Origin of the sequence: Bordetella genomosp. 10, assembly GCF_002261225.1 — a bacterium.
In the GTDB taxonomy this organism is placed as follows: Bacteria; Pseudomonadota; Gammaproteobacteria; order Burkholderiales; family Burkholderiaceae_B; genus Bordetella_C.
In genome coordinates this window covers 124723-148592 of record NZ_NEVM01000001.1, presented here as the reverse complement: position 1 = coordinate 148592, position 23870 = coordinate 124723, and the positions used below count along the sequence as shown (strand labels likewise).

The 23870-nt window shown below is 68.3% G+C and carries 22 protein-coding genes; 8 read left to right on the top strand and 14 right to left on the bottom strand.

The genetic code is table 11. The annotated features are described in order from the left end of the window. The 8 genes from CAL29_RS00690 to CAL29_RS00655 all read right to left on the bottom strand — a co-directional run bounded on the left by CAL29_RS00690 (position 1) and on the right by CAL29_RS00655 (position 7676). Positions 1–1578 carry a cytochrome ubiquinol oxidase subunit I gene (locus CAL29_RS00690; RefSeq protein WP_094851099.1) on the bottom strand — a complete coding sequence of 526 codons (1578 nt, stop codon included), beginning with the start codon at positions 1576–1578 and terminating at the stop codon, positions 1–3. Next, on the bottom strand, positions 1568–1801 hold the full coding sequence (cydP, locus tag CAL29_RS00685) for a cytochrome oxidase putative small subunit CydP (RefSeq protein ID WP_094851098.1): 234 nt from the start codon (positions 1799–1801) through the stop codon (positions 1568–1570). Before cydP ends, CAL29_RS00690 begins: the two co-directional genes overlap by 11 nt. Positions 1802–2126: 325 nt before the next feature. Continuing rightward, positions 2127–2900 (bottom strand): SDR family NAD(P)-dependent oxidoreductase, encoded by a 774-nt coding sequence (locus CAL29_RS00680; protein WP_094851097.1) that lies wholly within the window; start codon positions 2898–2900, stop codon positions 2127–2129. Next, positions 2900–3964, bottom strand: coding sequence for an ABC transporter substrate-binding protein (locus CAL29_RS00675; protein ID WP_094852623.1), 1065 nt, complete (start codon positions 3962–3964; stop codon positions 2900–2902). The genes CAL29_RS00680 and CAL29_RS00675 overlap by 1 nt, the downstream gene beginning before the upstream one ends. 17 nt (positions 3965–3981) lie before the next feature. Beyond that, positions 3982–4872 (bottom strand): ABC transporter permease, encoded by an 891-nt coding sequence (locus CAL29_RS00670; RefSeq protein ID WP_218831788.1) that lies wholly within the window; start codon positions 4870–4872, stop codon positions 3982–3984. Then, on the bottom strand, positions 4869–5690 hold the full coding sequence (locus CAL29_RS00665) for an ABC transporter ATP-binding protein (protein WP_094851096.1): 822 nt from the start codon (positions 5688–5690) through the stop codon (positions 4869–4871). Before CAL29_RS00665 ends, CAL29_RS00670 begins: the two co-directional genes overlap by 4 nt. Positions 5691–5737: 47 nt before the next feature. Then, positions 5738–6679, bottom strand: a complete 942-nt coding sequence (locus tag CAL29_RS00660; protein ID WP_094851095.1) for a dihydrodipicolinate synthase family protein — start codon at positions 6677–6679, stop codon at positions 5738–5740. 76 nt (positions 6680–6755) lie between these two features. Continuing rightward, positions 6756–7676, bottom strand: a complete 921-nt coding sequence (locus CAL29_RS00655) for an IclR family transcriptional regulator (protein ID WP_094852621.1) — start codon at positions 7674–7676, stop codon at positions 6756–6758. Positions 7677–7992: 316 nt separating this feature from the next. Between CAL29_RS00655 and CAL29_RS00650 the strand changes: the two genes are divergently transcribed. From CAL29_RS00650 to CAL29_RS00635, 4 genes are all read left to right on the top strand, one after another. Then, the gene (locus tag CAL29_RS00650) at positions 7993–8691 is read left to right on the top strand and encodes a GntR family transcriptional regulator (protein WP_094851094.1); all 699 of its coding nucleotides are present in this window, start codon (positions 7993–7995) and stop codon (positions 8689–8691) included. 129 nt (positions 8692–8820) lie between these two features. Then, positions 8821–9801, top strand: a complete 981-nt coding sequence (locus CAL29_RS00645; RefSeq protein WP_094851093.1) for a Bug family tripartite tricarboxylate transporter substrate binding protein — start codon at positions 8821–8823, stop codon at positions 9799–9801. A 47-nt stretch (positions 9802–9848) separates the two neighbouring features. Beyond that, positions 9849–11228, top strand: coding sequence for an MmgE/PrpD family protein (locus tag CAL29_RS00640; RefSeq protein ID WP_094851092.1), 1380 nt, complete (start codon positions 9849–9851; stop codon positions 11226–11228). Between the two features lie 70 nt (positions 11229–11298). Then, positions 11299–12306: a D-2-hydroxyacid dehydrogenase family protein gene (locus tag CAL29_RS00635; protein WP_094851091.1), complete on the top strand. Its 1008-nt coding sequence runs from the start codon at positions 11299–11301 to the stop codon at positions 12304–12306. A gap of 79 nt (positions 12307–12385) precedes the next feature. Here CAL29_RS00635 and CAL29_RS00630 read toward each other — a convergent pair whose 3' ends face one another. Next, positions 12386–13438, bottom strand: a complete 1053-nt coding sequence (locus tag CAL29_RS00630) for a Bug family tripartite tricarboxylate transporter substrate binding protein (RefSeq protein ID WP_179283860.1) — start codon at positions 13436–13438, stop codon at positions 12386–12388. A 137-nt stretch (positions 13439–13575) separates the two neighbouring features. Continuing rightward, positions 13576–14841 carry a glucarate dehydratase family protein gene (locus CAL29_RS00625; RefSeq protein WP_094851089.1) on the bottom strand — a complete coding sequence of 422 codons (1266 nt, stop codon included), beginning with the start codon at positions 14839–14841 and terminating at the stop codon, positions 13576–13578. A 172-nt stretch (positions 14842–15013) separates the two neighbouring features. Between CAL29_RS00625 and CAL29_RS00620 the strand changes: the two genes are divergently transcribed. The 4 genes from CAL29_RS00620 (at position 15014) to CAL29_RS00605 (ending at position 18846) form a co-directional block, all read left to right on the top strand. Further along, positions 15014–15730 carry a GntR family transcriptional regulator gene (locus tag CAL29_RS00620; protein WP_094851088.1) on the top strand — a complete coding sequence of 239 codons (717 nt, stop codon included), beginning with the start codon at positions 15014–15016 and terminating at the stop codon, positions 15728–15730. 98 nt (positions 15731–15828) lie between these two features. After that, positions 15829–16590, top strand: a complete 762-nt coding sequence (locus CAL29_RS00615; protein WP_094851087.1) for a 3-oxoacyl-ACP reductase — start codon at positions 15829–15831, stop codon at positions 16588–16590. 177 nt (positions 16591–16767) lie between these two features. Then, positions 16768–17898 carry an L-dopachrome tautomerase-related protein gene (locus CAL29_RS00610; protein WP_094851086.1) on the top strand — a complete coding sequence of 377 codons (1131 nt, stop codon included), beginning with the start codon at positions 16768–16770 and terminating at the stop codon, positions 17896–17898. Between the two features lie 84 nt (positions 17899–17982). After that, positions 17983–18846: a LysR family transcriptional regulator gene (locus tag CAL29_RS00605; protein WP_179283859.1), complete on the top strand. Its 864-nt coding sequence runs from the start codon at positions 17983–17985 to the stop codon at positions 18844–18846. 65 nt (positions 18847–18911) lie between these two features. On the opposite strand, the gene CAL29_RS00600 is transcribed toward CAL29_RS00605, so the two are convergent. The 4 genes from CAL29_RS00600 to CAL29_RS00585 all read right to left on the bottom strand — a co-directional run bounded on the left by CAL29_RS00600 (position 18912) and on the right by CAL29_RS00585 (position 23862). Further along, positions 18912–20219, bottom strand: a complete 1308-nt coding sequence (locus tag CAL29_RS00600; protein ID WP_094851084.1) for a CaiB/BaiF CoA transferase family protein — start codon at positions 20217–20219, stop codon at positions 18912–18914. Positions 20220–20237: 18 nt separating this feature from the next. Beyond that, complete coding sequence (locus CAL29_RS00595) at positions 20238–22316, bottom strand: 3-hydroxyacyl-CoA dehydrogenase NAD-binding domain-containing protein (protein ID WP_094851083.1); 2079 nt, start codon at positions 22314–22316, stop codon at positions 20238–20240. Between the two features lie 38 nt (positions 22317–22354). Continuing rightward, on the bottom strand, positions 22355–23332 hold the full coding sequence (locus CAL29_RS00590) for a Bug family tripartite tricarboxylate transporter substrate binding protein (RefSeq protein WP_179283858.1): 978 nt from the start codon (positions 23330–23332) through the stop codon (positions 22355–22357). A 140-nt stretch (positions 23333–23472) separates the two neighbouring features. Next, a complete protein-coding gene (locus CAL29_RS00585; RefSeq protein WP_094851081.1) occupies positions 23473–23862 on the bottom strand; it encodes a MaoC/PaaZ C-terminal domain-containing protein in 390 nt (129 codons plus the stop codon). Positions 23863–23870 lie beyond the last annotated feature (8 nt).

Here is a 23870-nt window from a genome sequence, read left to right as displayed (position 1 = left end):
TCAAGCCGACTTGCCGGCCAGGGGCGGCAGGGTCTGTCCGCGCACCGGCTCCGGGTGGTAGTCCGGGCCGCGGCGGGCGTAGCGCACCATCAGGAACATTTCCACGACGAGCAGTCCGGTATAGAACAGGATGAAGCCGGCCAGGCTGAAATACAGGTCGCCGGGCTGCAGCGTGGAGGCCGACAGGCGGGTGGGCAGGATGCCGGCGATGGTCCACGGCTGGCGGCCCACCTCGGCGACGATCCAGCCGAACTCGGCGGCCAGCCAGGGCAAGGGAATCGCCCACACCGCCCAGCGCAGGAACCAGCGGTATCGGGGCAGGTCCACCAGGCGCCGGGCGCTGAACCAGAAGGCCAGCACGAAGGTGACCAGGAACAGGATGCCCAGGCCGACCATGATGCGGAAGGACCAGAACACCGGCGCGACGGGCGGCACGGTATCGGCCGCCGCGCGATCGATCTGCGCCGGCGTGGCGTCCACCACCTTGTCGGTGTAGTGCTTCAACAGCAGGCCATAGCCCAGGTCCTTCTGATGCGCCGCGAAGCGTTCGCGCGTCAGCTCGGACGTATCGCCCGAGCGCAGGTCGCGCAGCGCGCTGTAGGCCAGCATGCCGTTCTCCACGCGCACGCGGTTTTCCTTCACCAGGTCCTTGATGCCCACCACCGGCTCGGTCACCGAGCGGGTGGCGATCAGGCCCAGGGCCCACGGCACGCGCACGGCGTAGTCGGTGCGCTGTTCGGCCTGGTTCGGCACGCCGAACAGGGTGAAGGAGGCCGGCGCCGGCTGGGTTTCCCATTCGGACTCGATGGCCGCCAGCTTCATCTGTTGCACTTCGCCGGTGGTGTAGCCCGACTCGTCGCCCAGCACGATGACCGACAGCGTCGAGGCCAGGCCGAAGCCGGCAGCGATGGCGAAGGAGCGCTTGGCGAAGGCGACGTGGCGCCCGCGCAGCAGGTACCACGCCGACACGCCCAGCACGAACATGGCGGCGGTGACATAGCCCGCCGACACGGTGTGCACGAACTTGACCTGCGCGATCGGGTTGAACAGCACGTCCGACAGGTTGGTCAGCTCCATGCGCATCGTTTCGTAGTTGAAATGCGCGCCGGCGGGGAAATTCATCCAGCCGTTGGCGACCAGGATCCACAGGGCCGACAGGTTCGAGCCCAGCGCCACCAGGGAGGTGACGATCAGGTGCTGCACCCGCGTCAGGCGGTCCCAGCCGAAGAAGAACAGGCCGACGAAGGTCGATTCCAGGAAGAAGGCCATCAGGCCCTCGATGGCCAGCGGCACGCCGAAGATGTCGCCCACGTAATGCGAGTAGTACGACCAGTTGGTGCCGAACTGGAATTCCATGGTCAGGCCGGTGGCCACGCCCATGGCGAAGTTGATGCCGAACAGCTTGCCCCAGAAGCGGGTCATGTCCTTGTAGACCTGCTTGCCCGTCATCACGTAGACGGACTCCATGATCACCAGGATCCAGGACAGGCCCAGGGTCAGGGGCACGAAGAGAAAGTGGTATAGCGCGGTCACCGCGAACTGCAGGCGGGAAAGGTCGACGACATGACTATCGATCATGGCCGGTCTCCGAGGGTTGCGTGGGGGATCCGACCAGGGCGGCGGAAACTTGATTGGCGCCGAAGGAGGCGTTCTTCTGCGGATTCGAGAAGAAAAGAAGCTGCAGGACCACCAGCAGCGTCAATTTGACGATCACCACCAGCGCGACTTCACGGGCGGTGGGATGGGCGCGGCCGAATGCGCCGGCGCGCGCGAGAATGGACGGACATCGTTTCCTGCTCACGGCTCACCTCATCGAAAACGTGTATCGCCAGGGGGACGGGCGTACAGCGGATACAACAGGCGATACGAAGGGAAGGAAGGAAGCGAAACTGCGCCCCGGCGAGCGCGAGCGTGGACAGCACCGGGCCATGCGGCAAGGACTGGCCGGCAAGACTGCGAACATGGGGACGATCTCCGTATGAACTCGGAGAGATTGTTGGCGTCCCCGCCCCGGCGCACCATGATCTATGTCAAGGAGTCTAAGGGAACCGGGGCCGGAGCGGTATTTCCGCCACCCTCAAGTGTGGCGCCCGCGCCACCCTTGCCTGGACAAGCGCCGCGGCGGGCTACAGGGAAGCGCCGCCGCAGACCACGATCTGCTGGCCGGTGATCGCCCCCGCGCCGGGGCCGAGCAGGAAGGCCGCCACGGCGCCGATTTCGTCGGGGCGCACGAAGCGGCCCAGGGGCGGCAGGCGGGGCGGGGTGCCGCCGCGCGCGGGATCGCGCAGCATGGGGGTGTCGGTGGCGCCCGGCGCGATGACGTTGACCGTGATCCCGCGCGGGGCCAGTTCGGCGGCCCATGAGCGCGCCATGCCGACCAGGGCCGCCTTGGTGGCGGCGTACTGGCTGCGCCCGGCCGCGCCGTTGGCGGTGCGGCTGCCCACCAGGACCACGCGGCCGCCGTCGGGCAGGCCGGGGGCCAGCGCGTCGACCAGGACCTCGGCCGCGCGCACGTGGATGCGCCACATGGCCTCGCCGTCGACCGGATCCAGACGGCCCAGCGGCGCGGTGCGCATGAAGCCGGCCGCGTGCACCACGGCGTCGACGGGGCCGATGGCGCGCAGCGCGTCGCGTAGGGCCGCATCGTCGGTCAGGTCGACCTGGAAGTGCGCCTGCGCGCCGGGCGCGGCGCCATGGTCCGCGGCGCCGTGGATCGCGCCGGCCGCCACCTTCCCGCCGCCGGGGCCATGATCGGCGGCGCCGGCTGGCAAGGGAGTGCGGTCCAGCCCCACCACCGACCAGCCGGCGGCCCGCAAGGCCGCAGCAATGGCGGCGCCTATGCCCGACGCCGCGCCGGTCACGAGGACTCGCGCCGGCGGGCGCGCCTCGGCCCCCGCCATCACTTGTAGTCCCTGGCCTGCTGGCGCACCTTGGCCAGGTCGAAATTGTTGATGTCGTCGATCAGCGCATTGGTGTAGAAAGGGCTGTAGTCGCTGATCTTGAAATCGTTCATCTCCGCTTCCGTCTTCAGCTCCTGGACGTTGATGCTGCCCATCTTGGCCCCTGCGTAGGGCGGCTCGTACAGCTTGATGCGGCGGCTGATGGCCTGCAGCACCGCGGCCACGGCGGCTTCCTGGGTGCTGCCGCGCGGCGCGGTCTCGGGATACATGCGCAGGAAGGCCTGCGCGCCGGCCTTGGGATTGGCCAGGATGAACTGCGAGGCCTTGCACACGGTGCGGCCGACGCCGACCATCACGGCGCGCTGGCTTTCCAGCGTCTGCACCCGCGTCTCCAGGAACTGCCCGCCGACCAGCGGCAGCTTGGCCGGCCGCGGCACCAGCTTGAACGGGATGCCGGCCGCCTCGATCTGCCCGAATCCGGTGTCGTAGTAGGCCAGCGCGTCGATGGCGCCGCGCTGCAGGGCCACGCCCGCCGGCACGCCGTTGCCCACCGCGATCCACTTGAAATCCTTGTCCGGGTCCAGGCCCAGCGTGCGCATCACGTTGCGCGTCACCGGATAGTCGGTGGCGCCGAAGTCCGACACCCCGATGCGCTTGCCCTTGAGCTGTTCGTAGCTGGCCACCGTGGAATCCGGCGACACGGCGATGTCCCATTTGTAGGGATAGGTGTACTGATAGAAATTCTTCGACGTCTTCCACTCGCCCTTGGCCAGCAGCGGCAGGCCGAAGGAGGGCACGCCGACGCCCACGTCGACGTCCCCCCGGTCCACCGCCACCTGCACGTTGCCGTTGGTGCCCAGCGCCAGCACGTTCAGCGCCAGCCCTTCCTCCTTGGCGTAGCCCAGCACCTCGCCGATGGCCAGGTTGATGACGATGGGGCTCATGGCCTTCAGGCCCACGCCCAGCTTGACGGTGCGCAGGTCCGCCGCGAAGGCGCCGCGCGGCCGCGCCGCCAGGGCCGCGCCGATGGCGCCGGCCGTGAAAAGAAAATGTCTCCGTTCCATCCGCATCTTGTTCTCCTTTATCGCTTGTTGCGGTCCGCCCAATGCACTACCCGTTTCTCCAGCCTGCGCACCACCGCGTGCAGCAGGATGCCCATGGCGCCCAGGATGACCAGCGCGGCGAACACGCCCGCCACGTCGGTCACGGCCTGCGCCTGGGTGATGACCACGCCCATGCCCTGCTGCGCGCCCAGGAATTCGGCGACGATCGTTCCCAGCAGCGCGTACACCACCGCCATGTCCAGGCCGGCGAAGATATAGGGCGCGGCGTTGGGCAGCTTGACGATGCGGTAGGTCTCCAGGCGGCTGGCCGACAGCGAGCGCATCAGGTCGATGCGCTCGGGCTCGACCGCGCGCAGGCCGGTGAAGCTGTTGATCAGGATGGGAAAGAAGGACAGCAGGGCGGCGATGGCGATCTTGGAGCCGTCGCCGAAGCCCAGCCAGATGACGATGAGCGGCGCGATGGCCACTTTCGGCAGGCTCTGCAGGGCGAAGGCGTAGGGCATCAGCAGCCGCTCCACGGTGCGGCTCTCCGCCATCAGCGACCCCAGCACCAGGCCGGCGCCGGTGCCGATGGCGAAGCCGATGGCCGCGTTGCAGAAGGTGCTCCACAGCGGCAGGTAATAGCCGGTGGCGCTGGCCGGCGAGACCGCCAGGCCGGACCACAGCGCGCGCACCACCGCCAGCGGATCGGGCAGGATGTAGGACGGCACGTGCAGCAGCCGGACGCTGAGCCACCAGGCGGCGATCAGCACCGCCAGGCCCGCCAGCGTGATCCAGGACGTCCTGACCTCGCCCCGGCGGGCGCGCGGACGCGTCTTGCGCGCGCCCTCGCGGGGCGCGGCGGCGGCGGCATGGCCGTCGCGCTGGGCGGCCGTCTGCGCGGCCGCGGGTTGCAGGGTCGTGCTCACTCGATATCTCCCTGGGCATTGAGCAGGCCGCGGATCTCGCGCGCCAGGCGGGCGTATTCCGGATGGCCGATGATGGTGTCGAAGCCCCGCGGGCGCGGGATGTCGACCTTCAGGTCGCACAGCACCCGGCCCGGCCGCGCCGACATGACCACCACGCGGTCGGCGAGGAAAATGGCCTCGGAGATGCTGTGCGTGATCAGGATCACGGTCTTGCCGTTGGCCTGCCAGATGCGCTGCAGCTCCAGGTTCATGCGTTCGCGCGTCAACGCGTCGAGCGCGCCGAAGGGCTCGTCCATCAGCAGGGTGCGCGGGTTGCGGACCAGCGCGCGGCAGATTCCCGCGCGCTGCTGCATGCCGCCGGACAACTCGTAGGGATAGCGGGCGCCGAAATCGGCCAGGCCGGTCATCTCCAGCAGATCGTCGACGCGGACCTCGCTTTTCCCCTGGCGCCCGCCGACCCGCGTAGGCAGCTCGATGTTCTGGCGCACCGTCAGCCAGGGCAGCAGGTTCGCCGCCTGGAAGACCACGCCGACGTCGCGCGAGGGACCGTCGATGCGCCGGCCCTCCAGCGTCAGCTCGCCTTCCTCGCAAGGGTCGAGGCCCGCCAGCATGCGCAGCAGCGTGCTCTTGCCGCAGCCGGAGGGGCCGACGATGCTGACGAATTCGCCGTCGGCGATGTCCAGGTCGACGCCGTCCAGCGCGCGCACCGCGCCCGTCTGCGTCTCGTAGGTCTTGGCCGCCGCGCGCATGCCGATCAGCGGCGGCCGCGGCGCCGGCGCGTCCACGCTGTGCAGCCGGGGCTGGGTATTGCTCCACATGGTTCTGTCTCCTCGTCCGACGGGGGCGACCCCGTATCGACGGCGGCTCAGGCGGCCGCCTGCACCGTCAACCCGGCCGCCAGCAGGGCCGCGTCGATGGCGCGCAGCTCCTTCTCGCTGGGGGCGTGCGTGGGCGGGCGCACCGTGGCGCTGCGGATGATGCCGGCGCGCGCCATGGCGGCCTTCATGCGGCCATGGGCCTCGCCGGTGGGCTCGCCCGCGCCGTACACCGCGTCCTTCAGCGGCGTGATGCGGGCCTGCACCGCCATCGCCTGTTTCAGGTCGCCGGCCCGCACGGCTTGCAGCAGTTCGTGGATCAGGCCCGGCACCAGGGAAGCGAATCCCACCAGCGCGCCGTCGATGCCCTGGACCATGGAAGCGAGCAGGTACTCGTCGTGGCAGGTCAGCAAGGCCTTGGTGGGATCGGCCTCGCGGATGGCCTGCAGGTCGCGCGCATACTTGTTCATTTCGCGCGTGCCGATCTTGAAAGCGGCGACGTGGGGCGAGCGCGCCAGTTCGGCCAGCAGTTCGCACGAGAAGGACGCGCGGGTCCAGGCCGGGTATACGTGCACCACCAGCGGCAGGCCGCTGGCCTTGCCGATGGCGGTGAAATAGTCGATGCAATGCTCGGGCTTGAAGCCGAAGCGCAGCCAGTGATGCGGCGGCATGATGTCCAGGCCGCGCGCGCCCGCTTCCTTGGCCATGCCCGCCTGCTCGACGGCGTCGTTGATGCCTTCGCAGACGATGGAGGAAATCACGGGGCAGATGTCGCCCGCCGCCTCGACCGTCAGCCGCGTGACGTGCGCGCGCTCGCGCGGCGTCAGCGAAAACACCTCGCCGGTGTGGCCGTTGGTCATCAGGGCATGGATGCCCGGCTGGCCCGCCAGCCAGCGCGAAAAGCGCTTCAGCTCGGGCTCGTCGATGCTGTAGTCCTGGTTGAAAGGCACGGCGATGGCCGGGATGATGCCGTTGAAATCGATACTGGACACTGCGGTCTCCTGGATGCGTGGCCCTGTCCCGGGCGTGGCGCCTGTATGCGGACGTGGGGGCCTGGAACGGGAACGACTAGGTGATACGAGGCGACGTGAAGCCGCCGGTGGTCTGCAAGGCCTTGGACAATTCGGCCGCCGCGGCGACCAGCGGCGCGGCGGTGGATGCTTCGAACGCGGACAGCGAGGTATTCAAGGCCGGCGCCGCCACGCTCAGGGCGGCCAGGGGCACGCCGTCGGGGTCCAGCACCGGGGCGGCGATGACGAACAGGCCCGATACGGTTTCCTGGTTCGACAGCGCATAGCCGTACTCGCGCACGGCGGCCAGGCGTTCCAGGATGGCCGGCAATTCGGTGACGGTGGTGTCGGTCAGGCGCTCGCGCGGCCGCGCCTCCAGCACCTGGAGCTGCGTTTCGCGCGGCAGCCAGGCCAGGATGGCGTGGCCCACCGCGGTCGAATACGCGGGCACGCGGCTGCCGATGCGGATGTCGACGCCCAGGCGCGTCAGGCCGGCCTGGATGCGTTCGGCGTAGATGACGTCGGCGCCTTCCAGCACGCCGACGGAGGCGGCCTCGTTCACTTCGCCCACCAGTTGGCGCAGGATGGGGCGGGCCCGCGCGCGCAGGTCCGAGCGCGCGATGGCGTTGAAGCCCAGGTCCAGCACCTTGAACGACAGGCGGAAGAGGCGGCTGTCCGGCACGCGCTGCACGTAGCCGATGTCGACCAGCGTGTTGAGGAAACGGAAGGCGGTGGCGTTGTCCATGCCGCAGCGGCGGGCGACGTCGGCCATGGTCAGTTCCGGTTCGCGCGCGGTGAAGGCTTCGAGCACGCGGAAACCCTTGGCGAGAGACTGCACGGTGTTCTTGCCGGCCCGGTCCGCCGCCTTTGCCCCGGCCTTGTCGCCGGCGGCGTCCACGGCGCCGGTATCGGCGGCGGCATCGGCATTGGCGGCGTCGGCCTTCGAGCGGCGAGCCTGTGCGCGGACGGGGGCTTTCATCGTGGCGTCTTTCATCATCGCTTTCCTTTTAGTTCGGAATGCGAATTTTAATTCGACAAAGGCCGGTAAAAAAAAGCGCGAGGCGCTTCATGTCTGTCTCCATCGCCGGACCCTCGAGCCGCGGCGCATTTCCGCTGAATTCGGAATGCGAACTTTAATTCGCTGTTTTTTTATAGGCTAACGCGATGAAGAAACGCCCGCAACAGGGGCGCTCCAAAAATACACTCCAGGTTTTCCCTTAGGGCGATTGACAGGCTTCGCGTCGAAGTTGTCTAATCGTATACGATTCTACAAAGTATCAAGCAGGAGACTTTCCATGAAGTGGCTCGCTTCCACTACCGGCCATGTGACGTTCGAGGACATCAAGAACACTTCCCTCGGCAAGCTGGTGCGCGACCAATTGCTCAACGGCATTCTTTCCGGGACCTACGCGCCCGGCCAGGCCTTGCGCGAATCGGAGCTGGTCGAGCAGTTGAAGGTCTCGCGCGTGCCGGTGCGCGAAGCCCTGCGCGAACTCGAAAGCGCCGGCCTGGTGGTCTCGCGCAAGCATTCCGGCGTCTACGTGCGCGAACTCAGCGACGAAGAGGTCAAGGACCTCTATCAATTCCGTTCCCTGCTGGACGGCCACGCCGGCCGCATGGCGGCGCAACTGCCCGACGACGAGCGCGAGGAACTCGTGCGCGAGTTGGACAACTGCGTCGACGCGATGGACGCGGCCATCCGCGAAGGCAACGCCCAGGCCTACTACAGCCTCAACCTGGAATTCCACTGGCTGTTCATCGAATACGCCGGCAACCGCGAGATCGCCAAGGCCTATCGCGACGTCATCCAGAAACTGCACCTGGCGCGCCTGAAGAACCTGTCCAACGAAGCGCACCGCATCCGCTCCAACGCCGAGCACCGCCAGATCGTCGACGCCTTGCGCGCGGTGACTTCGCCCGCGCAAGCCGCCGAATACGCCGAATTGCTGTCCAGGCACGTCATCAACGCCCACGACCGCCTGTCGGTGATGTGATGCGCGCCGTCCGCCACGCCACGGCATCGAGGACATCGAGGGCGCCGCCCGGACCCGGCGCGCACGCCCGCGCAAAGCCGGGGCGGCGTCACGTCCATACCTAAAAAAATTTCAACGAGGAGACAACCCATGAATCGACGTTCCTTCCTGCTGAGCGCCGGCGCGACCGCGATCGGCCTGCCCTATGCCATGCCGTCCTTCGCCGCGTCCGGCTACCCGGACCGGCCCGTGACCTACATCGTGCCGGTGGCGCCCGGCGGCGGCAGCGACTATGTCGGCCGCGCCACGGCCAACGCCGTCGGCAAGGAACTGGGCACGACCTTCATCGTCGAGAACCAGAGCGGGGGCGGCGGCGTGATCGCATGCCAGAAGACCATGCGGTCCAAGCCCGACGGCTACACGCTGATGCAAGGCTACGTCGCGACGCTGGGCACCAGCCCGGCCACGCGCAAGGTGCCCTACGATCCCGTCAAGGACTTCACCGCGGTAGGCATGATAGGCGGCACGCCCAACGTGCTGGTGGTCAATGCCAAGCTGCCCGTGCACAACCTGAAGGAATTCGTCGCCTACGCCAAGTCGCAGACCAACGTGAACTACGGCTCGGCCGGCGCCGGCTCGCTGACCCACCTGTTGATGGAGCTGCTGCAACAGCAGGTCGGCACGCACATGGTCCACATCGCCTACAAGGGCATCGCCCCGGCCTTCACCGACCTGCTGGCGCAACAGACCCAGTTCATGTTCCCGGGCCTGGCCGCCGCCGTGCCGCACTTGCGCGCCGGCACCGTGCGCGCCATCGCCCTGTCCGGCGACACGCGCAACAAGGCCTTCCCCGACGTCCCGACCTTCAAGGAGCTGGGCCTGCCCGGCTTCGACGACGTGCTGCAATGGTACGGCGTCTCCGGTCCGGCGGGCATGGACAATGGCGTGGTGCAGACCTTGAACACCGCCTTGAACAAGGTCCTGAAGGATCCCGACCTGACCAAGGCGCTGGACACCGAAGCCATCGTGCCCATGCCGATGTCGCCCGCGCAGTTCGCCGCCTACGTGAGCAAGGACTATGAACGCTGGTCCAAGCTGGCGAAGGCGCAGAATATCCATCTCGATGCCTGACACAGGCGCCGAGCCCCCCGATTTTCCTTGCTTCCCGAGAGACACACATGGCCCTGAACACCAAGATCGATGCCGATCACAACGCGCCGCCGGTCACCCGCATCCTGGCCGAATACATCGTCAACCATCCCTCGCGCGGATGGGACGACGCCGTCGAGCACGAGGCGCACCGCACCTTCATGAACTGGCTGGGCTGCGCCGTCGGCGCCGCCGGGCATGAAGCGGGCGAGGCCGCGCTGCGCGCCGTGCAGGTGCTCCAGCCCTCCGCGCAGGCCAGCATCCTGGGCCGCAGCGAACAGGTGGACATCGCCAGCGCCGCGCTGATCAACGGCATCACCTCGCACACCTTCGATTTCGACGACACCCACCTCAAGACCATCATCCACCCCGCCGGCCCGGTCTGCTCCGCGGTGCTGGCGCTGGCCGAGCTGACCGGCGCCAGCGGCCGCCAGATCATCGACGCCATCGTCATCGGCATCGACGTGTCGTGCCGCATCGGCAACATGGTCTATCCGCACCACTACGACCGCGGCTGGCACATCACCGGCTCCACCGGCGGCTTCGGCGCCGCGGCCGCCTGCGCCCGCCTGCTGGGCCTGGACGCGGACAAGACGCAGATGGCGCTGGGCATCGCGGCCTCGCAGCCGGTCGGCCTGCGCGAACAGTTCGGCACCATGACCAAGCCCTTCCATCCGGGCGGCGCGGCCTCCGCCGGCCTGATGTCGGCGCTGCTGGCGCGTGAAGGCTTTACCGCCAGCAAGCGCGCCATCGAGGCGCCGCGCGGCTTCGCCCAGGTGCTGTCGACCAAATTCGACTGGAACGAGATCACCGACGAACTGGGCAAGCGCTTCGAGATCTCCTTCAACACCTACAAGCCCTTCGCCTGCGGCATCGTCATCCATCCCAGCATCGACGCCTGCGTGCAGTTGCGCGCGCAAGGCGTGACCGCGGAAAACCTGGAACGCATCGACCTGCGCGTGCATTCGCTGGTGCTGGAGCTGACCGGCAAGAAAGAGCCCGCCGACGGCCTGCAAGGCAAGTTCAGCGTCTATCACGGCTGCGCCGCGGGCCTGATCTTCGGGCGCGCCTCCGAAAGCGAATACGCCGACGACATCGTCACGCGGGAGGACGTGGTCGGCGTGCGCCGCAAGGTGGTCGCGACGATCGACGACAACATCGACGAGGCCTCGGTGGACGCGGTCGCCACGCTGAAGGACGGCCGCAAGGTGCACGTCTTCGTCGAGCACGCCATCGGTTCGCTGCAACGCCCGATGTCCGACCAGGACCTGGAAGCCAAGTTCAGCAGCCAGGCCGATCCCGTCCTGGGCGCCGGCCAGGTGCGCAAGCTGATGGACGCCTGCTGGAAGCTGGGCCAGGCCCCGGACGCGCGCGGGCTGGTGGCGCTGGCGCGCAAGGGTGGGCAATGAGCGCGCCGGGCCGCCCCAAGCGCGAATCCTCCCACGGGAAGGGGGTCGCGCAGCGACAGGAGGGCACCCAATGACGGGGGATAGTTCGCGCGTTAGCCCGCGCGCAATCGTCGTTCTCGACGATTGGGAAAACGCCCTGCGCGACGGCGTGGACTGGCGGGCCATCCGGCGCGCCGCCGACGTGACCGTGCACAACGTCGCGCTGCGCGGCGCCGCGCTGGAGGCCGCCCTCGCGCGGGCCGATTGCGTGGTGCTGATGCGCGACCGCACGCCGGTCGACGCCGGCCTGCTGGCGAAGCTGCCGCGCCTGCGCCACATCGTGTTCACCGGCACGCGCAACAAGACGCTGGACACGGCGGCCGCGCAACGGGCGGGCATCGTGGTCAGCCACACCGAATGGGGACCGTCCAAGGCCAGCACCTGCGAGATGACCTGGTCGCTGATCCTGGCCGCCACGCGGCGCCTGCCGCAGCTCATGCTCACGCCCGGCCGCAACGTCTGGCGCGATCCCGAGGCGGCGGCCGTCCTGCCGGATGTGCTCCACGGACAGCGCCTGGGCCTGATCGGCCTGGGACAGATCGGCCAGCGGGTCGCCGCGGTCGGCCGCGCCCTGGGCATGGAGGTGGTCGCCTGGAGCCCGAACATGACCCCCGAACGCGCGCGCGAACACGACGCGCGGGCGGTGGGCCTGGACGAACTCCTGGCCAGTTCGCGGGTGGTCAGCCTGCACCTGGTGCCGGCGGCCGGCACGCGCCGCCTGCTCGACCGCGAACGCCTGGCCCTGATGCAGCCGGACAGCCTGCTGGTGAACACCTCGCGCGCGGAACTCGTGGATACCGACGCCCTGGTCGAGGCCCTGCGCGCGGGCCGGCCCGGCTTCGGCGCCTTCGACGTCTTCGACAGCGAGCCGCTGCCGGACGGCCATCCGCTGCTGGGCCTGCCCAACGTGCTGCTGACGCCGCACTGCGGCTTCGTCGCCAAGCAGGTCTACGCCGAGTTCGCGCGCGGCGTCCAGCGCAATATCGAAGCCTGGCTCGACGGCGCGGACGTGCCCGGCACGCTGGCGGCGGCGAGCTGATTCGATCGCGGACGGACGCCGGACGGGGCCCGCCGCGCCCCGTCCACCGGGCGCCCGCCGTTCCCTCACCCGTCGCCGATCAGTTGACCGAGATGTGATTCTCCTTGATCACCTTGGTCCAGAAGTCGGTCTTCTCCACCAGGAATTTGTGGAAGTCGGCCGGCGTGCCGGGCACCGGCACGGCGCCCAGTTCCGCGAACTTCGCCTGCATGTCCGGCTTGGCCACGATGGCGGCCACGTCCTTGTAGATCTTCTCGACGATCGCCGGCGGCGTGCCGCCCGTGGTCAGCAGCCCTTGCCAGCTTCCCGTCACGAAATCCGGGAAGCGATCCTTCAGCACCGGCGTGTCGGGGATGGGCGGGAACTTGCCCGGGCTGGCGACCGCCAGCATCTTCACCTTGCCGCCCTCGACCAGGGCGTGCGTGGCCAGGTAGCTGTTCAGCGTCATGTCGATCTGGCCGCCGACCAGGTCGGTGGCGATCTGCGCGCCGCCCTTGTAGCCGATGAAATTGATGTCGATGCCGGCCTGCTTGGCCAGCACGATGCCGCCCAGGTGCGTGATCGAACCCTGCGTCTCGCCGAAGTTCAGCTTGCCCGGATGCGCCTTGGCGTAGGCGATCATCTCGTCCAGGTTGTTGGCCGGGAAATCCTTGCGCACCACCAGCAGGTGCGGCGAATACTCGACGATGGTGATCGCCGCCAGGTCCTTGGTGGGGCTGTAGTTCAGGTCCGGGTAGAGCGCCGGCGAGTTCGTCAGGCTGCTCACGTCCATGAGCAGCAGCGTGTAGCCGTCCGGCGCCGCCTTGGCCGTGATGGCGGCGCCGATATTGCCGTTGGCGCCCGCGCGGTTTTCCACCACCACCGGCTGCTTCCAGACCGCGTTCAATTCCTTGGCCATCAGGCGCGCGACCACGTCGGAAGCGCCGCCCGCCGGATAAGGCACGATCAGGCGCACGGGTTTCTCGGGCCAGTTGGCGACGGCGGCCGCGTCGGCGGCGCGCGCCGTCGCCGCGCCCAGCGCCGAGTATGCCGTCAACGCCGCCAGCCCTATGCCGCCGAGGGCGGCCAGGACGCGGCGGCGGCCCATGACGGCGGCGCCGCCGTGCGCGGGATGCTTGGACGCAAGATCCATGATTGTCTCCATGAAGAATGGGTATAGGTATGGTCGTACAGGCCGTGCTCGGGCCGGCAAATGCCGGTATTTGCCGGCATTTGCCACCATTCACCGCCATGCGCCCTCCGGCCCGGGACGGCGCATGGCGCCGCGCCTCAGAAGCGCGGCTTTTCCAGCGGGAAGGACGGATCGTAGCGGCGCATATAGGCGCCCTGTTCGGAAGTCACGCGCATCCCGCAATCGAGATACTGCCGGTGCAGTTCCACCAGTTTCGCGCGGTCCAGCTTCACGCCCAGGCCGGGCGCGTCGGTGAGCCGCACGCAGCCGTCGACGAAGGGCACGGGTCCGCCCTCGACCAGGTCCTCGGTCTTCCAGGGATAGTGGGTGTCGCAGGCGAAGTGCAGGTTGGGGATGGACGCGGCCACGTGCGTCATCGCCATCAGGCTGATGCCCAGATGGCTGTTCGAGTGCATGGACAACTCATAGCCGAAGGTCTCGCACATCTGCGCCAGTTGGCGCGTGGCCAGCAGGCCTCCCCAGAAATGATGGTCGGACAGGATCACCTGCGCGCCGTTCAACTGCACGTTCTCGCGGAATTCGTCCATGCTGGTGACGACCATGTTGGTCGCCATCTTCACGCCCGTTTCCCGGTGCAGTTGCGCCATCTGCGCCAGGCCCGGCACCGGGTCTTCGTAGTATTCCAGCACGCCCTTCAGCCTCGCCGCGATGCGGCGGCCGGTTTCCAGGCGCCAGTTGGCGTTGGGATCGATGCGCAGCGGATAGCCGGGAAAGGCTTCGCGCAGGGCCAGGATGCATTCGGCCTCGTAGTCCGGATCCAGCGCGCCGGCCTTCAGCTTGATGCTCTTGAAGCCATAGTCCCGGACCATGCGGCGCGCGCTGCCGACCAGTTGTTCGGCGGTGAGGATGGGCCCCCAGTCGTCGGCGGGATACGGATCGTCCAGGTGCTTTTCCTGCTTGAAGAACAGGTAGGCGCTGTACGCCACTTCGTCGCGGCAGCGGCCGCCCAGCAGCTCGACCAGGGGCACGCCGACGATCTGCGCTTGCGCGTCGAGGAAGGCCACCTCATACGCGCCGAACACATTGGTGCCCGCCTTGGCCGCGTGGGTGCCGGGGTTCAGGTTGGCGAAGCCCTGGCTCAGGTCGGTCTTGATGTGCGTCCGCACCGCGCGCCTCAGGCCGTTGAGGTCGAACGGGCTCAGGCCGACCAGCGCCGCGCGCACCTTTTCCAGGTTCTGCAGGATGGGCAGGTCGCCGTAGGTCTCGCCCAGGCCGACGTGGCCGGTGTCGGTTTCCACCTCGATGATGGCGCGCAGGGCGTAGGCCACGTGCACGCCGGAGGCGTTGAGGACGGGAGGATCGCGGAAGGCGACCGGGGTGACGCGAACGTCCGTGATTTTCATATGCGGGAAGCTGCCTGTCTCGAATGTGATTCGGCCGGATGCGATTCGCCCGGAGGTGAGCCGTGAATCGAACCCGTGGATCGGATCTCGGAATCGGATCTTTGAATACTAGTATACTAGTATACGTAAGGATGCTTGCCCGTACAATACCCACCCGGCAACCGAGCGTCCCATGAAATCCTTCCGCAACCAGCGCATCTCCCGGCGTCCCCTCTCGGACCTGCTTTACGAGCAGGTGCTGGAACGCATCCTGTCGGGCGAGCTGGCGCCGGGCGCCAGCGTTTCCGAGGCGGAAGTGGGCGCCATGTTCGAGGTCAGCCGCACGCCGATCCGCGAGGTGCTGATCAAGCTGGGCGAGCAGGGGTTGGTGGACGTCTTCCCGCAGGTGGGCACCTTCATCGCGCCCATCCGCATCGACGAGGTGACGCAGGCCGCCTTCATCCGCGAGAACCTCGAATGCGCGCTGGTCCGCGAGGCGGCCGGCAAGATCGACCAGGCCGGCGTCGACGCCCTGGCGGCGATCCTGCGCGAACAGGAAGCCGCCCAGCAGGCCGGCGACATGGCGCGCTTCTACCAGGCCGACGAGGCCATGCATGCCCGCATCGCCGAGATCGCCGGCAAGCCGCGCGTCTGGCGCGTGATCCAGCAATCGAAGATCCACGTCGACCGCGTGCGGCGGCTGGCGCTGAAGCAGAAGCTCAAGGCCTCGCTGGTGCTGGAGCAGCACCGGCGCATCTGCGACGCCCTGGCCGCGCGCGACGCCGACGGCGCCGCCGCCTGTATGCGCGAGCATCTGCACGGCGTCTACGAGTTCGTGCGCAAGGTGGCGGTGGATGAAATGCCCGCGTCCGGCGGCATGAAAACCGGGACGAAGACGGGCACGGCCTAGCGCCGTGTCCTGAGTGGGTTCCGCCCAGGCCCCTGGCGGGCCCGGCGCCGCGCCGGCGCGATGACCCAAACGCGATGACCCAAGCAAGGAATTCCAGCATGAAACTCAACGAACAATGCATCCTCGTCACCGGCGGCGCGCGCGGACTGGGCGCGGCCATTACCCGCGCGCTGGCGCGCGAAGGCGCCGCCGTGGCGATCAACTACCACCGCAGCGAGGCGGCGGCCCAGGCGCTGGCCACGGAACTGGGCCCCCGCGCCATCGCCCTGCAAGCCGACGTGACCGACGCGAGCGCCGTGGGCGCGCTGTTCGAACGGTCCCAGGCGCATTTCGGGCGTCCCATCGTCTCCGTCGTCAACAACGCCCTGGCCGACTTCCGCTTCGACGGCGACGCCCGCCCGAAGATAGACGAGATCGCCTGGAGCCGCTTCCAGCAGCAGATCGACGGCGCGCTCAAGGGCTGCGTCAACACGCTGCAGGCCGCCGTCCCCGCGATGCGGGCGGCGCGCTTCGGACGCATCGTCAACATCGGCACCAATCTCTTCCAGAATCCGGTAGTGCCGTATCACGACTACACCGCCGCCAAGGCCGCGCTGCTGGCCCTGACGCGGACGGCGGCCAACGATCTGGGGCCGGACGGGATCACCGTCAACATGGTCTCGGGCGGCCTGCTGCGCGTCACCGACGCCAGCGCCGCCACCCCGGCGGCGGTATTCGACCTCATCGCCGGGCTGACGCCGCTGCGCAGCGTGACCACGCCGGAGGAACTGGCCGACGTCGTCGCCTTCTTCCTCTCGCCGTGGGCGCGCGCGGTCACCGGCCAGAACCTCATCGTCGACGGCGGGCTGGTCAAGGGCTGACGGCCTGGCGGCACCTCGGGCCGGGCGCCAAGGACCGCAGATCCATCCAGTATCCGCCGAAAGGAGCCGTCCGCGGGTCCGGCATTTGCTATCCAGCGGGGCATTCCATCCGGAACGTCCCGCCGCGACGTCCTGTCCGGCGAGGCGTGCCGCCCCGTTCGTGTAAAGGAGAACAGCATGAGGATAGCGAGAACCCTGTCCCGCGCAGCGGGCATCGCCTTGGCCGGCCTGGCGCTTTTCATCATCCAGGGCTGCGCCAGCAAACCCGAGGCGCAGACGCCGCTGGTGCCCGTCTTCCAAGGGCAACGCGTCTGGAACGGCGTCACCACCACGGCCGAAGGCCGCGTCTTCGTCAGCTACCCGCAGGCGGACAACCCCGGCCTGCAGGTCGCGGAACTCGACGCCCAGGGCCAGCCCTTTCCCTTTCCCGACGCCAACTGGAACGTCGTCCTCTCCTCGGTCGCGGGTCCCATCGGCAACGGCTTCGTGCACGTGAACGCCCTGCGCATCGGACCCGACGGCAAGCTGTGGATCGTCGACGCCGGCGCGTCCGGCATCGCCAAGCCCAAGGTCCAGGGCGGCGCCCGCCTGTTCCAGTTCGATCCGCAAACGCGGGCCCTGCTGCGGGTCTACGACCTCGCGTCCGTTGTGAAGCCCTTCAGCTACATCGACGACGTCCGTTTCAACGGCCCCTACGCCTACCTGACCGACGCCGGCGAGCCCGGACTGGTGGTGCTGGACCTGCGCAGCGGCGCCGCGCGCCGCGTGCTCGACCGCCATCCCGCGCTGACGGCGTCGCGTCCCCTGCGCGCCGACGGCCACACGGTCACGGACGCCAAGGGCCAGCCGATCGCCATCCATGCCGACCAGTTGGAAGTCTCGCCTGACGGCAAGTGGCTCTACATCCAGCCGGCCTCCGGCCCGATGGCGCGCATCGCCACGCGCTGGCTCGATGACCCGTCGGCCTCGGCCATGGACGTGGACGGCCACGTCGATCAGAAATGGGTGAACACGCCCACCACCGGCGGCACCGCCATCGACGCCCGCGGGAATATCTACGTCACCGACACCGACAAGCACCGCATCCTGCGCATCTCGCCGGAAGGCAAGCAGACCGTCGTCATCGAGGACAACCGCCTGATCTGGGCCGACGCCCTGTGGATAGACAGCGCGGGCTACCTGTGGATCCCCGCGTCGCAGCAGAGCCTGACGCCCGGCTTCAACGACGGCAAGATGGACGTGCGTTATCCGGTCTGGATCTACAAGCTGCAGATCAACGCGCAGCCCAGCCCCCTCGACCACTCCTGATCGCCGGGCGCGGTTTTCTCTGTACCATTCGGGTGACATGCAACCCGCCGGCGGCCGATGGCCGCCGGCGCATCGATCCCGGACATGGACACGGCTTTTCTTCAAGACTTCATCCAGGTAGTGGAAGCCGGCTCTATCGCGCAGGTGGCGCGCCAGAACGGCCTGACGCCCGCGGCCGTCAATCTGCGCATCAAGAAAGTAGAGGACGAGCTGGGCTATCGCCTGCTCACCCGCTCCGGCCGCTCCGTGACGGCGACCGCCGAGGGACTGCAAATCCTGGCGCAGGCGCGCCGCGTGATGGAGGAGGTGCGCAATCTCAAGATGGCGGGCCAAGGTCCCATCGTGGTCGGCCGCCTGTCGCTGGGCGCCTTCGACTCGGCCATGAGCACCCTGATCCCGCCCTTGATGGAGCGCGTGATCGCCAGGCATCCCAACCTGGAGGTCAACCTGGTGAAGGCATATTCGGTCCACCTGTACGCGCAGGTGTGCGACGGCGAGATGGATGCAGCGCTGATCCTGCAGCCGCAATTCCAGATGCCCAAGAATCTCGAATGGCGGCGCGTCCGCGACGAACCCCTGGTGGTGCTGGCGCCGGCCAGCCTGGCCGAAGTCGATCCCAACCAATTGCTGCGCGCCAATCCCCACATCTGCTATGACCGCAAGCTATGGGGCGGGCAACTGGCCGCGCAATACCTCCGCCAGCACGACATCCATCCCAAGATCCGCATCGAGACCGCGTCGATAGAAATCATCGCCCGGCTGGTTTCACGCGGCCTGGGCGTCGCGCTGGTGCCGGACGGCGCGGGCGAGCTGCTGGAAGACATCAAGCTGCGCAAAATCCCGCTGCCCGGCAATGAGCACTTCCGCAGCGTGGGCCTGCTCTGGAACAGGCAATCCGCGCGGGTGGCCCTGCTGCACGAAATCTACGATATGGTGCGCGGTCTCTAGGGTCGTATCCAGTGGCGTGTCGCGCCCCGGAAGGACACGATCCCCGCGACGCGACGCCAAGCCGGCTATGTTCTCCCTCTTTCATCAGGCATGGATGGCGGAGGGGGCGCCGCGCCGCGATCCTGCCGCGCCTCGGCGGACGCCATCAAAGCCGCGATGCGCGCGCTGTCGTAACCGGACAGCCGTCCCAGGATGTCCTGCGTGTCGGCGCCCAGCAAGGGCGCCGCGTTGCGATAGGTCACCGGACTGCCCGATAGGCGCATGGGATTGCGTACCTGCGGCACGCTGCCGGCGATGGGATGGGGCAGGGAAAACTTCAGGCCGCGCGCGATCACCTGCGGATCCGCGTGAACCTGGGCCACGTCGTTGATCATGCCCACCGGCACGCCGGCCTCGTCGAGCAGGCGCCGCCACGTGTCGCGGTCGCGCGTCAGGAACAGCCGCTCCAATTCGGGAATCAGCGTCGGCTTGTGGATGACGCGGCTGGTATTGGTCCGGTAGCGCGGATCCTCGGCCAGATCGGGTCGGCCCGCCGCGTGGCAGAACTTCCGGTATTGGCTGTCGTTGCCCACGCCCAGCACGATAAAGCCGTCCGCCACCGCGAAGACCTGGTAGGGCGCCAGGTTGACGTGCGCATTGCCTTCCCGGCGCGGGACCTCGCCCGACAGGAAATAGTTGAAATTCTGCACCCCCAGCGCGGCCACCTGGCAGTCGAGCATGGAGATGTCGATATGCTGTCCCTGCCCGCTGCGCGCGCGTTCGTGCAGGGCAGCCAGAATGGCGGTGGTGGCGTACATGCCCGCCATCAGGTCGGACGCGGCATTACCCGCCTTCTGCGGGCCGCCGCCGGGCAGGTCGTCGCGCTCGCCGGTAATGCTCATCAGGCCGCCCATGGCCTGAATCACGAAGTCGTAGCCCGGCTTGCCCGCGTAGGGCCCGTCCTGGCCGAAGCCGGTGATGGAGCAATAGATCAGGCGCGGATTGATCTCCTTGAGCATGGCGTAGTCCAGGCCATACCTGGCCAGGCCGCCCACCTTGAAGTTCTCCACGAAGACGTCGCAATGCAGGGCCAGGTCGCGCAAGGCTTGCGCGCCTTGCGGCGTGGCGATGTCCAGGGCGACGGACTTCTTGTTGCGATTGGCGGCAAGGTAGTAGGCGGATTCCTGGGTGCGTTCGCCGCGGGCGTCCATCAGGTTCGGCGGCCCCCAGCCGCGGGTGTCGTCGCCGCTGTCCGGGCGTTCGATCTTGTAGACGTCGGCGCCCAGGTCGGCCAGGTTCTGCGTGCACCACGGTCCCGCCATGATGCGGGTCATGTCCAGCACCTTGATGCCGCTCAACGGCGGTTCCCTCAAAACGGTGTCTCGATTCGGCATGGGCCCGGGTCTCTCGTTTCAGGAGGAATAGAAACCGGCGCCCTTGCGGGCCAGTTCGGCCAACAGCGGCGCGGGCGTCCAATACTGCGCGCCGACCTGCTCCGCATAGGCGTGAATGCGCGCCAGGATGCGCGGCAGGCCGATCCGGTCGGCGTAGTACATGGGGCCGCCGCGATAACGGGGAAAGCCATAGCCGTTCATCCAGATGGCGTCGATTTCCTCGGGCCGCGTGGCCACGCCTTCCTCCAGGATGCGCGCCCCTTCGTTGATCATGACGTAGAGACAGCGCTCCAGGATTTCCTCGTCGCCTATCGTCCGGCGCAAGAACCCGCGCCGGAGGGCGTCCTGTTCGATCAGCGCGGAGACCTCGGGATCGACCGTGCGCTTGCGCTGCGCGTCATAGCGATAGAAGCCCGCGCCGCTCTTCTGGCCCAGGCGTTTGCGCCGCGCCACGAGTTCGTCGAGGATGCCGCACGCGCGCTCGCGCTCGCTCAGGCGGTCGAGCCGGCCCTGGCGCGCGCGCCAGGCCACGTCCAGCCCCGCCAGGTCGTTGAGCTGGAACTGTCCCATGGGGAAGCCGAAGTCGTGGAGCACGCGGTCGACCTGCTCCGGCAGGGCGCCTTCCTCCAGCAGGAAGTAGCATTCGCGCGCGCGCCGCGACAGCATGCGGTTGCCGACGAAGCCTTCGGACACGCCCACCATCACCGCGACCTTGCCCAGGCGCTTGCCCAGGGCCTGGATGCGGGCGAGGGCCTGCGGCGAACTGCGCGCGCCGCGCACGTTCTCCAGCAGCTTCATGATGTGGGCGGGGCTGAAGAAGTGCATGCCCACCACGTTCTCCGGATGCAACATGCCCTCGGCCAGCGCGTCGAGATTCAGGTACGAGGTGTTGGACGCGATGATGGCGTCCGGCCGCGCGTGCGCCTCGATGCTGGCGAACACCTGCCGCTTGACGGCCATGTCTTCGAACACCGCCTCGATCACCAGGTCGCAGTCGCGCAGGTCCTCGAAGGCCATGGTCCCGCGCAGGCCGTCCAGGCGGCGCTGGCGCGCGGCGTCGTCCAGGCGCCCCTTGGCCACGTCCGATTCGTAGGTCTTGCCGATGTTGCGCAGGCAGGCTGCCAGCGCCTGTTCATTCTGCTCGACCAGCGTGACGGGGATGCCGGCATTGAGAAAGCACATGGCGATGCCCGTGCCCATCGTGCCCCCGCCCACCACGCCGGCGCGGCGCACCGGCGCGTCGGGCTCCGGCAGTCCCGCGGGCCGGGTTGCCGCGCGCTCGGCGAAGAACGCATGCCGCAAGGCGGCCGCCTGCGGCGACGCCACCCGTTCGCGGAAACGCTCGCGTCCATAGGCGACGCTGCCGTCGAAATCGCGGAGCAGGGACTGTTCGGCGATGTCGACGCATACGAGGGGCGCTTCCTGGCCGCGGTGGCTGACGGCCAGCCGGGCGCGGATGTCGTCGAAATAGCCTGCCGGCGGCGGCGCCAGCGGCAGGTCGCGCGTGCGGCGCGGTCCCGCCCCGCGCTGGAGCAGATCCTCCGCGTAGCGTTGCGCGGCCGCCCGCGGATCGTCCGTCGTCACGGCATCCACCAGCCCCATCTCGCGCGCGGCGCAAGCCGTTACCGGCTTGCCCGACGTCGCCAGCTCCAGCGCCTTGGGCACGCCCACCAGACGCGCCAGGCGGGGAATGCCGCCGGCGCCCGGCACGACGCCCAGCGTGGACTCGGGCAGGCCCATGCGCGCGCCCTCGCCCGCCACCCGGTAATGGCAGCCCAGGGCCAGTTCCAGGCCGCCGCCCAAGGCGGTGCCCTGTATGGCCGCGACCACCGGCTTACCGCAGGCTTCGACAAGCGCGATAACCTCGGACAGGTGCGGGTCCTGGGGCGGCTTGCCGAACTCGCGTATGTCGGCGCCGGCGACGAAGGTGGCGCCCGCGCAGGCCAGCACGACGGCGCGCGTGCGCGGATCCGCCGCGGCCTCTTCGAAAGCCGCGCAAAGGCCGCGGCGCACGTCCACCGACGTGGCGTTGACGGGCGGATTGTCGATGAGCACGGTGCGCACCGCGCCGCTGAGGGAGGAAGTGACGACTGGCATGTTGTTCCTGTGATAACGGGATGAAAAGCAGGACGCGCTCAACGCATCGACTGGCGCGGGACGCCGGCCGTCTTGATGACCCGCGCCCACTTGTCCTTTTCCTGCGCCACGTAACGGCGGAAGCCTTCCGGCGTATCGCGCTGCGGCTCCATGCCCTGCTGGGCCAGCCATTGGGTGAAGGCCGGGTCCTCCAGCATCTCGTTGATGGCGCCGTTGAGCTTGGCGACGATGGGCTCGGGCGTTCCCGCGGGCGCCAGCAAGCCATACCAGCCGACCGCCTGGTAGCCGGGATAGCCCAGCTCCGCCACCGTGGGCACGTCGGGCAGGGCTGGAATGCGCTGGGGCGTCTCCACCGCCAGCGGCACCAGTTGGCCCGACTGGATGAACGGGATCACGGTGATGGCGTTGTCGCTCAGCGTGGACACCAGGCCGGACTGCACGTCGATGACAGCCGCCGCGCTGCCCTTGTACGGCACGTGCAGCATGTCGACGCCCACCGTGGACTTGAACAGCTCCATCGACAGATGCTGGGTGGAGCCCGTGCCCGTGGAGGCGAAAGTGAGCTTGCCGGGCTCCTTCCTGGCCAGGTCCAGCAGACCGCGCAGGGTCTTGACCCCCAGCTTGGGACTGGCGGTGATGATCAACGGCGATACCGCGACGATGGCGATGGGCGAATAGTCCTTGATCGGGTCGTAGCTCAGCGACTCGTAGAGCGACGGGTTAATGGACATCGCGCCCGAAAAGGTCATGCCCAGCGTATAGCCGTCCGGCTTGGCCTTGGCGATATCGGTCATGCCGATGATGGCCGCCGCGCCCGGCTTGTTCTCCACGATCACGGTGGGACCGAATTTCTCGGTCAGCCGCTTGCCTATCATGCGCGCCAGCGTGTCGGCGGCGCCGCCGGCCAAGGCCGGTACGATCAACCGTATGGGTTTGTCGGGATAGGCGGCCATCACGCCGCCCGAGGCCACTGCGGCCAGGGCCGTGATCGCCAGGCCGGTCAGGATCTTCTTCATGGTTGTCTCCTCGCTGGTTTTCTTCGGTGTTTTCTTTCCGCGCACGGCGTCCCTCGCCGTCATGCGGGCGGCCGGTGAGGCAGCGCCTCTATCTTTTTTCTCGGCGCGCGGCGCGCCCTCCTTTACCAGGCCTTTGGGCCTCAGCCGGCGCGGCGGGTAATCGTCCCCGCCTGCACCACCTTGCCGTCCGGCAAGGCGCAGGCATAGCCGAGCCGCAACAGCGCGGGGCTGCTTTCCTGCACGTCCACCGTCACGGTCACCACGTCGCCGAGCCGCGTGAAGGCAACGAACTTGGTCTCGATCTCGCTGTCCTGGTACCAGGCCTCGCCGAGCAGCCTGTCGCACAGTTCCATGACCGGCGCCATGACCAGCGCGCCCTGCACGATAATCCCGCCGAAATGCCGGGCGGCGTATTCGGGATCGGTATGCGTCCTGCCCGTCGTTCCATGCAGGGCGCCGAAGCGGTTGACATCCTCTTGCGCCACGCCCGCGATGGTGGCGACGTAGCGGTCGTTCTTCTTCAGATTCATGGCGCGCC

What these genes read in the sequence shown, in the direction of transcription:
- CAL29_RS00690 (WP_094851099.1), bottom strand. Translation starts at nt 1,578, where the DNA reads ATGATCGATAGTCATGTCGTCGACCTTTCCCGCCTGCAGTTCGCGGTG.
- CAL29_RS00680 (WP_094851097.1), bottom strand. Translation starts at nt 2,900, where the DNA reads ATGGCGGGGGCCGAGGCGCGCCCGCCGGCGCGAGTCCTCGTGACCGGC.
- CAL29_RS00675 (WP_094852623.1), bottom strand. Translation starts at nt 3,964, where the DNA reads ATGGAACGGAGACATTTTCTTTTCACGGCCGGCGCCATCGGCGCGGCC.
- CAL29_RS00665 (WP_094851096.1), bottom strand. Translation starts at nt 5,690, where the DNA reads ATGTGGAGCAATACCCAGCCCCGGCTGCACAGCGTGGACGCGCCGGCG.
- CAL29_RS00655 (WP_094852621.1), bottom strand. Translation starts at nt 7,676, where the DNA reads ATGAAAGCCCCCGTCCGCGCACAGGCTCGCCGCTCGAAGGCCGACGCC.
- CAL29_RS00650 (WP_094851094.1), top strand. Translation starts at nt 7,993, where the DNA reads ATGAAGTGGCTCGCTTCCACTACCGGCCATGTGACGTTCGAGGACATC.
- CAL29_RS00645 (WP_094851093.1), top strand. Translation starts at nt 8,821, where the DNA reads ATGAATCGACGTTCCTTCCTGCTGAGCGCCGGCGCGACCGCGATCGGC.
- CAL29_RS00640 (WP_094851092.1), top strand. Translation starts at nt 9,849, where the DNA reads ATGGCCCTGAACACCAAGATCGATGCCGATCACAACGCGCCGCCGGTC.
- CAL29_RS00635 (WP_094851091.1), top strand. Translation starts at nt 11,299, where the DNA reads ATGACGGGGGATAGTTCGCGCGTTAGCCCGCGCGCAATCGTCGTTCTC.
- CAL29_RS00630 (WP_179283860.1), bottom strand. Translation starts at nt 13,438, where the DNA reads ATGGATCTTGCGTCCAAGCATCCCGCGCACGGCGGCGCCGCCGTCATG.
- CAL29_RS00625 (WP_094851089.1), bottom strand. Translation starts at nt 14,841, where the DNA reads ATGAAAATCACGGACGTTCGCGTCACCCCGGTCGCCTTCCGCGATCCT.
- CAL29_RS00620 (WP_094851088.1), top strand. Translation starts at nt 15,014, where the DNA reads ATGAAATCCTTCCGCAACCAGCGCATCTCCCGGCGTCCCCTCTCGGAC.
- CAL29_RS00615 (WP_094851087.1), top strand. Translation starts at nt 15,829, where the DNA reads ATGAAACTCAACGAACAATGCATCCTCGTCACCGGCGGCGCGCGCGGA.
- CAL29_RS00610 (WP_094851086.1), top strand. Translation starts at nt 16,768, where the DNA reads ATGAGGATAGCGAGAACCCTGTCCCGCGCAGCGGGCATCGCCTTGGCC.
- CAL29_RS00605 (WP_179283859.1), top strand. Translation starts at nt 17,983, where the DNA reads ATGGACACGGCTTTTCTTCAAGACTTCATCCAGGTAGTGGAAGCCGGC.
- CAL29_RS00600 (WP_094851084.1), bottom strand. Translation starts at nt 20,219, where the DNA reads ATGCCGAATCGAGACACCGTTTTGAGGGAACCGCCGTTGAGCGGCATC.
- CAL29_RS00595 (WP_094851083.1), bottom strand. Translation starts at nt 22,316, where the DNA reads ATGCCAGTCGTCACTTCCTCCCTCAGCGGCGCGGTGCGCACCGTGCTC.
- CAL29_RS00590 (WP_179283858.1), bottom strand. Translation starts at nt 23,332, where the DNA reads ATGAAGAAGATCCTGACCGGCCTGGCGATCACGGCCCTGGCCGCAGTG.
- CAL29_RS00585 (WP_094851081.1), bottom strand. Translation starts at nt 23,862, where the DNA reads ATGAATCTGAAGAAGAACGACCGCTACGTCGCCACCATCGCGGGCGTG.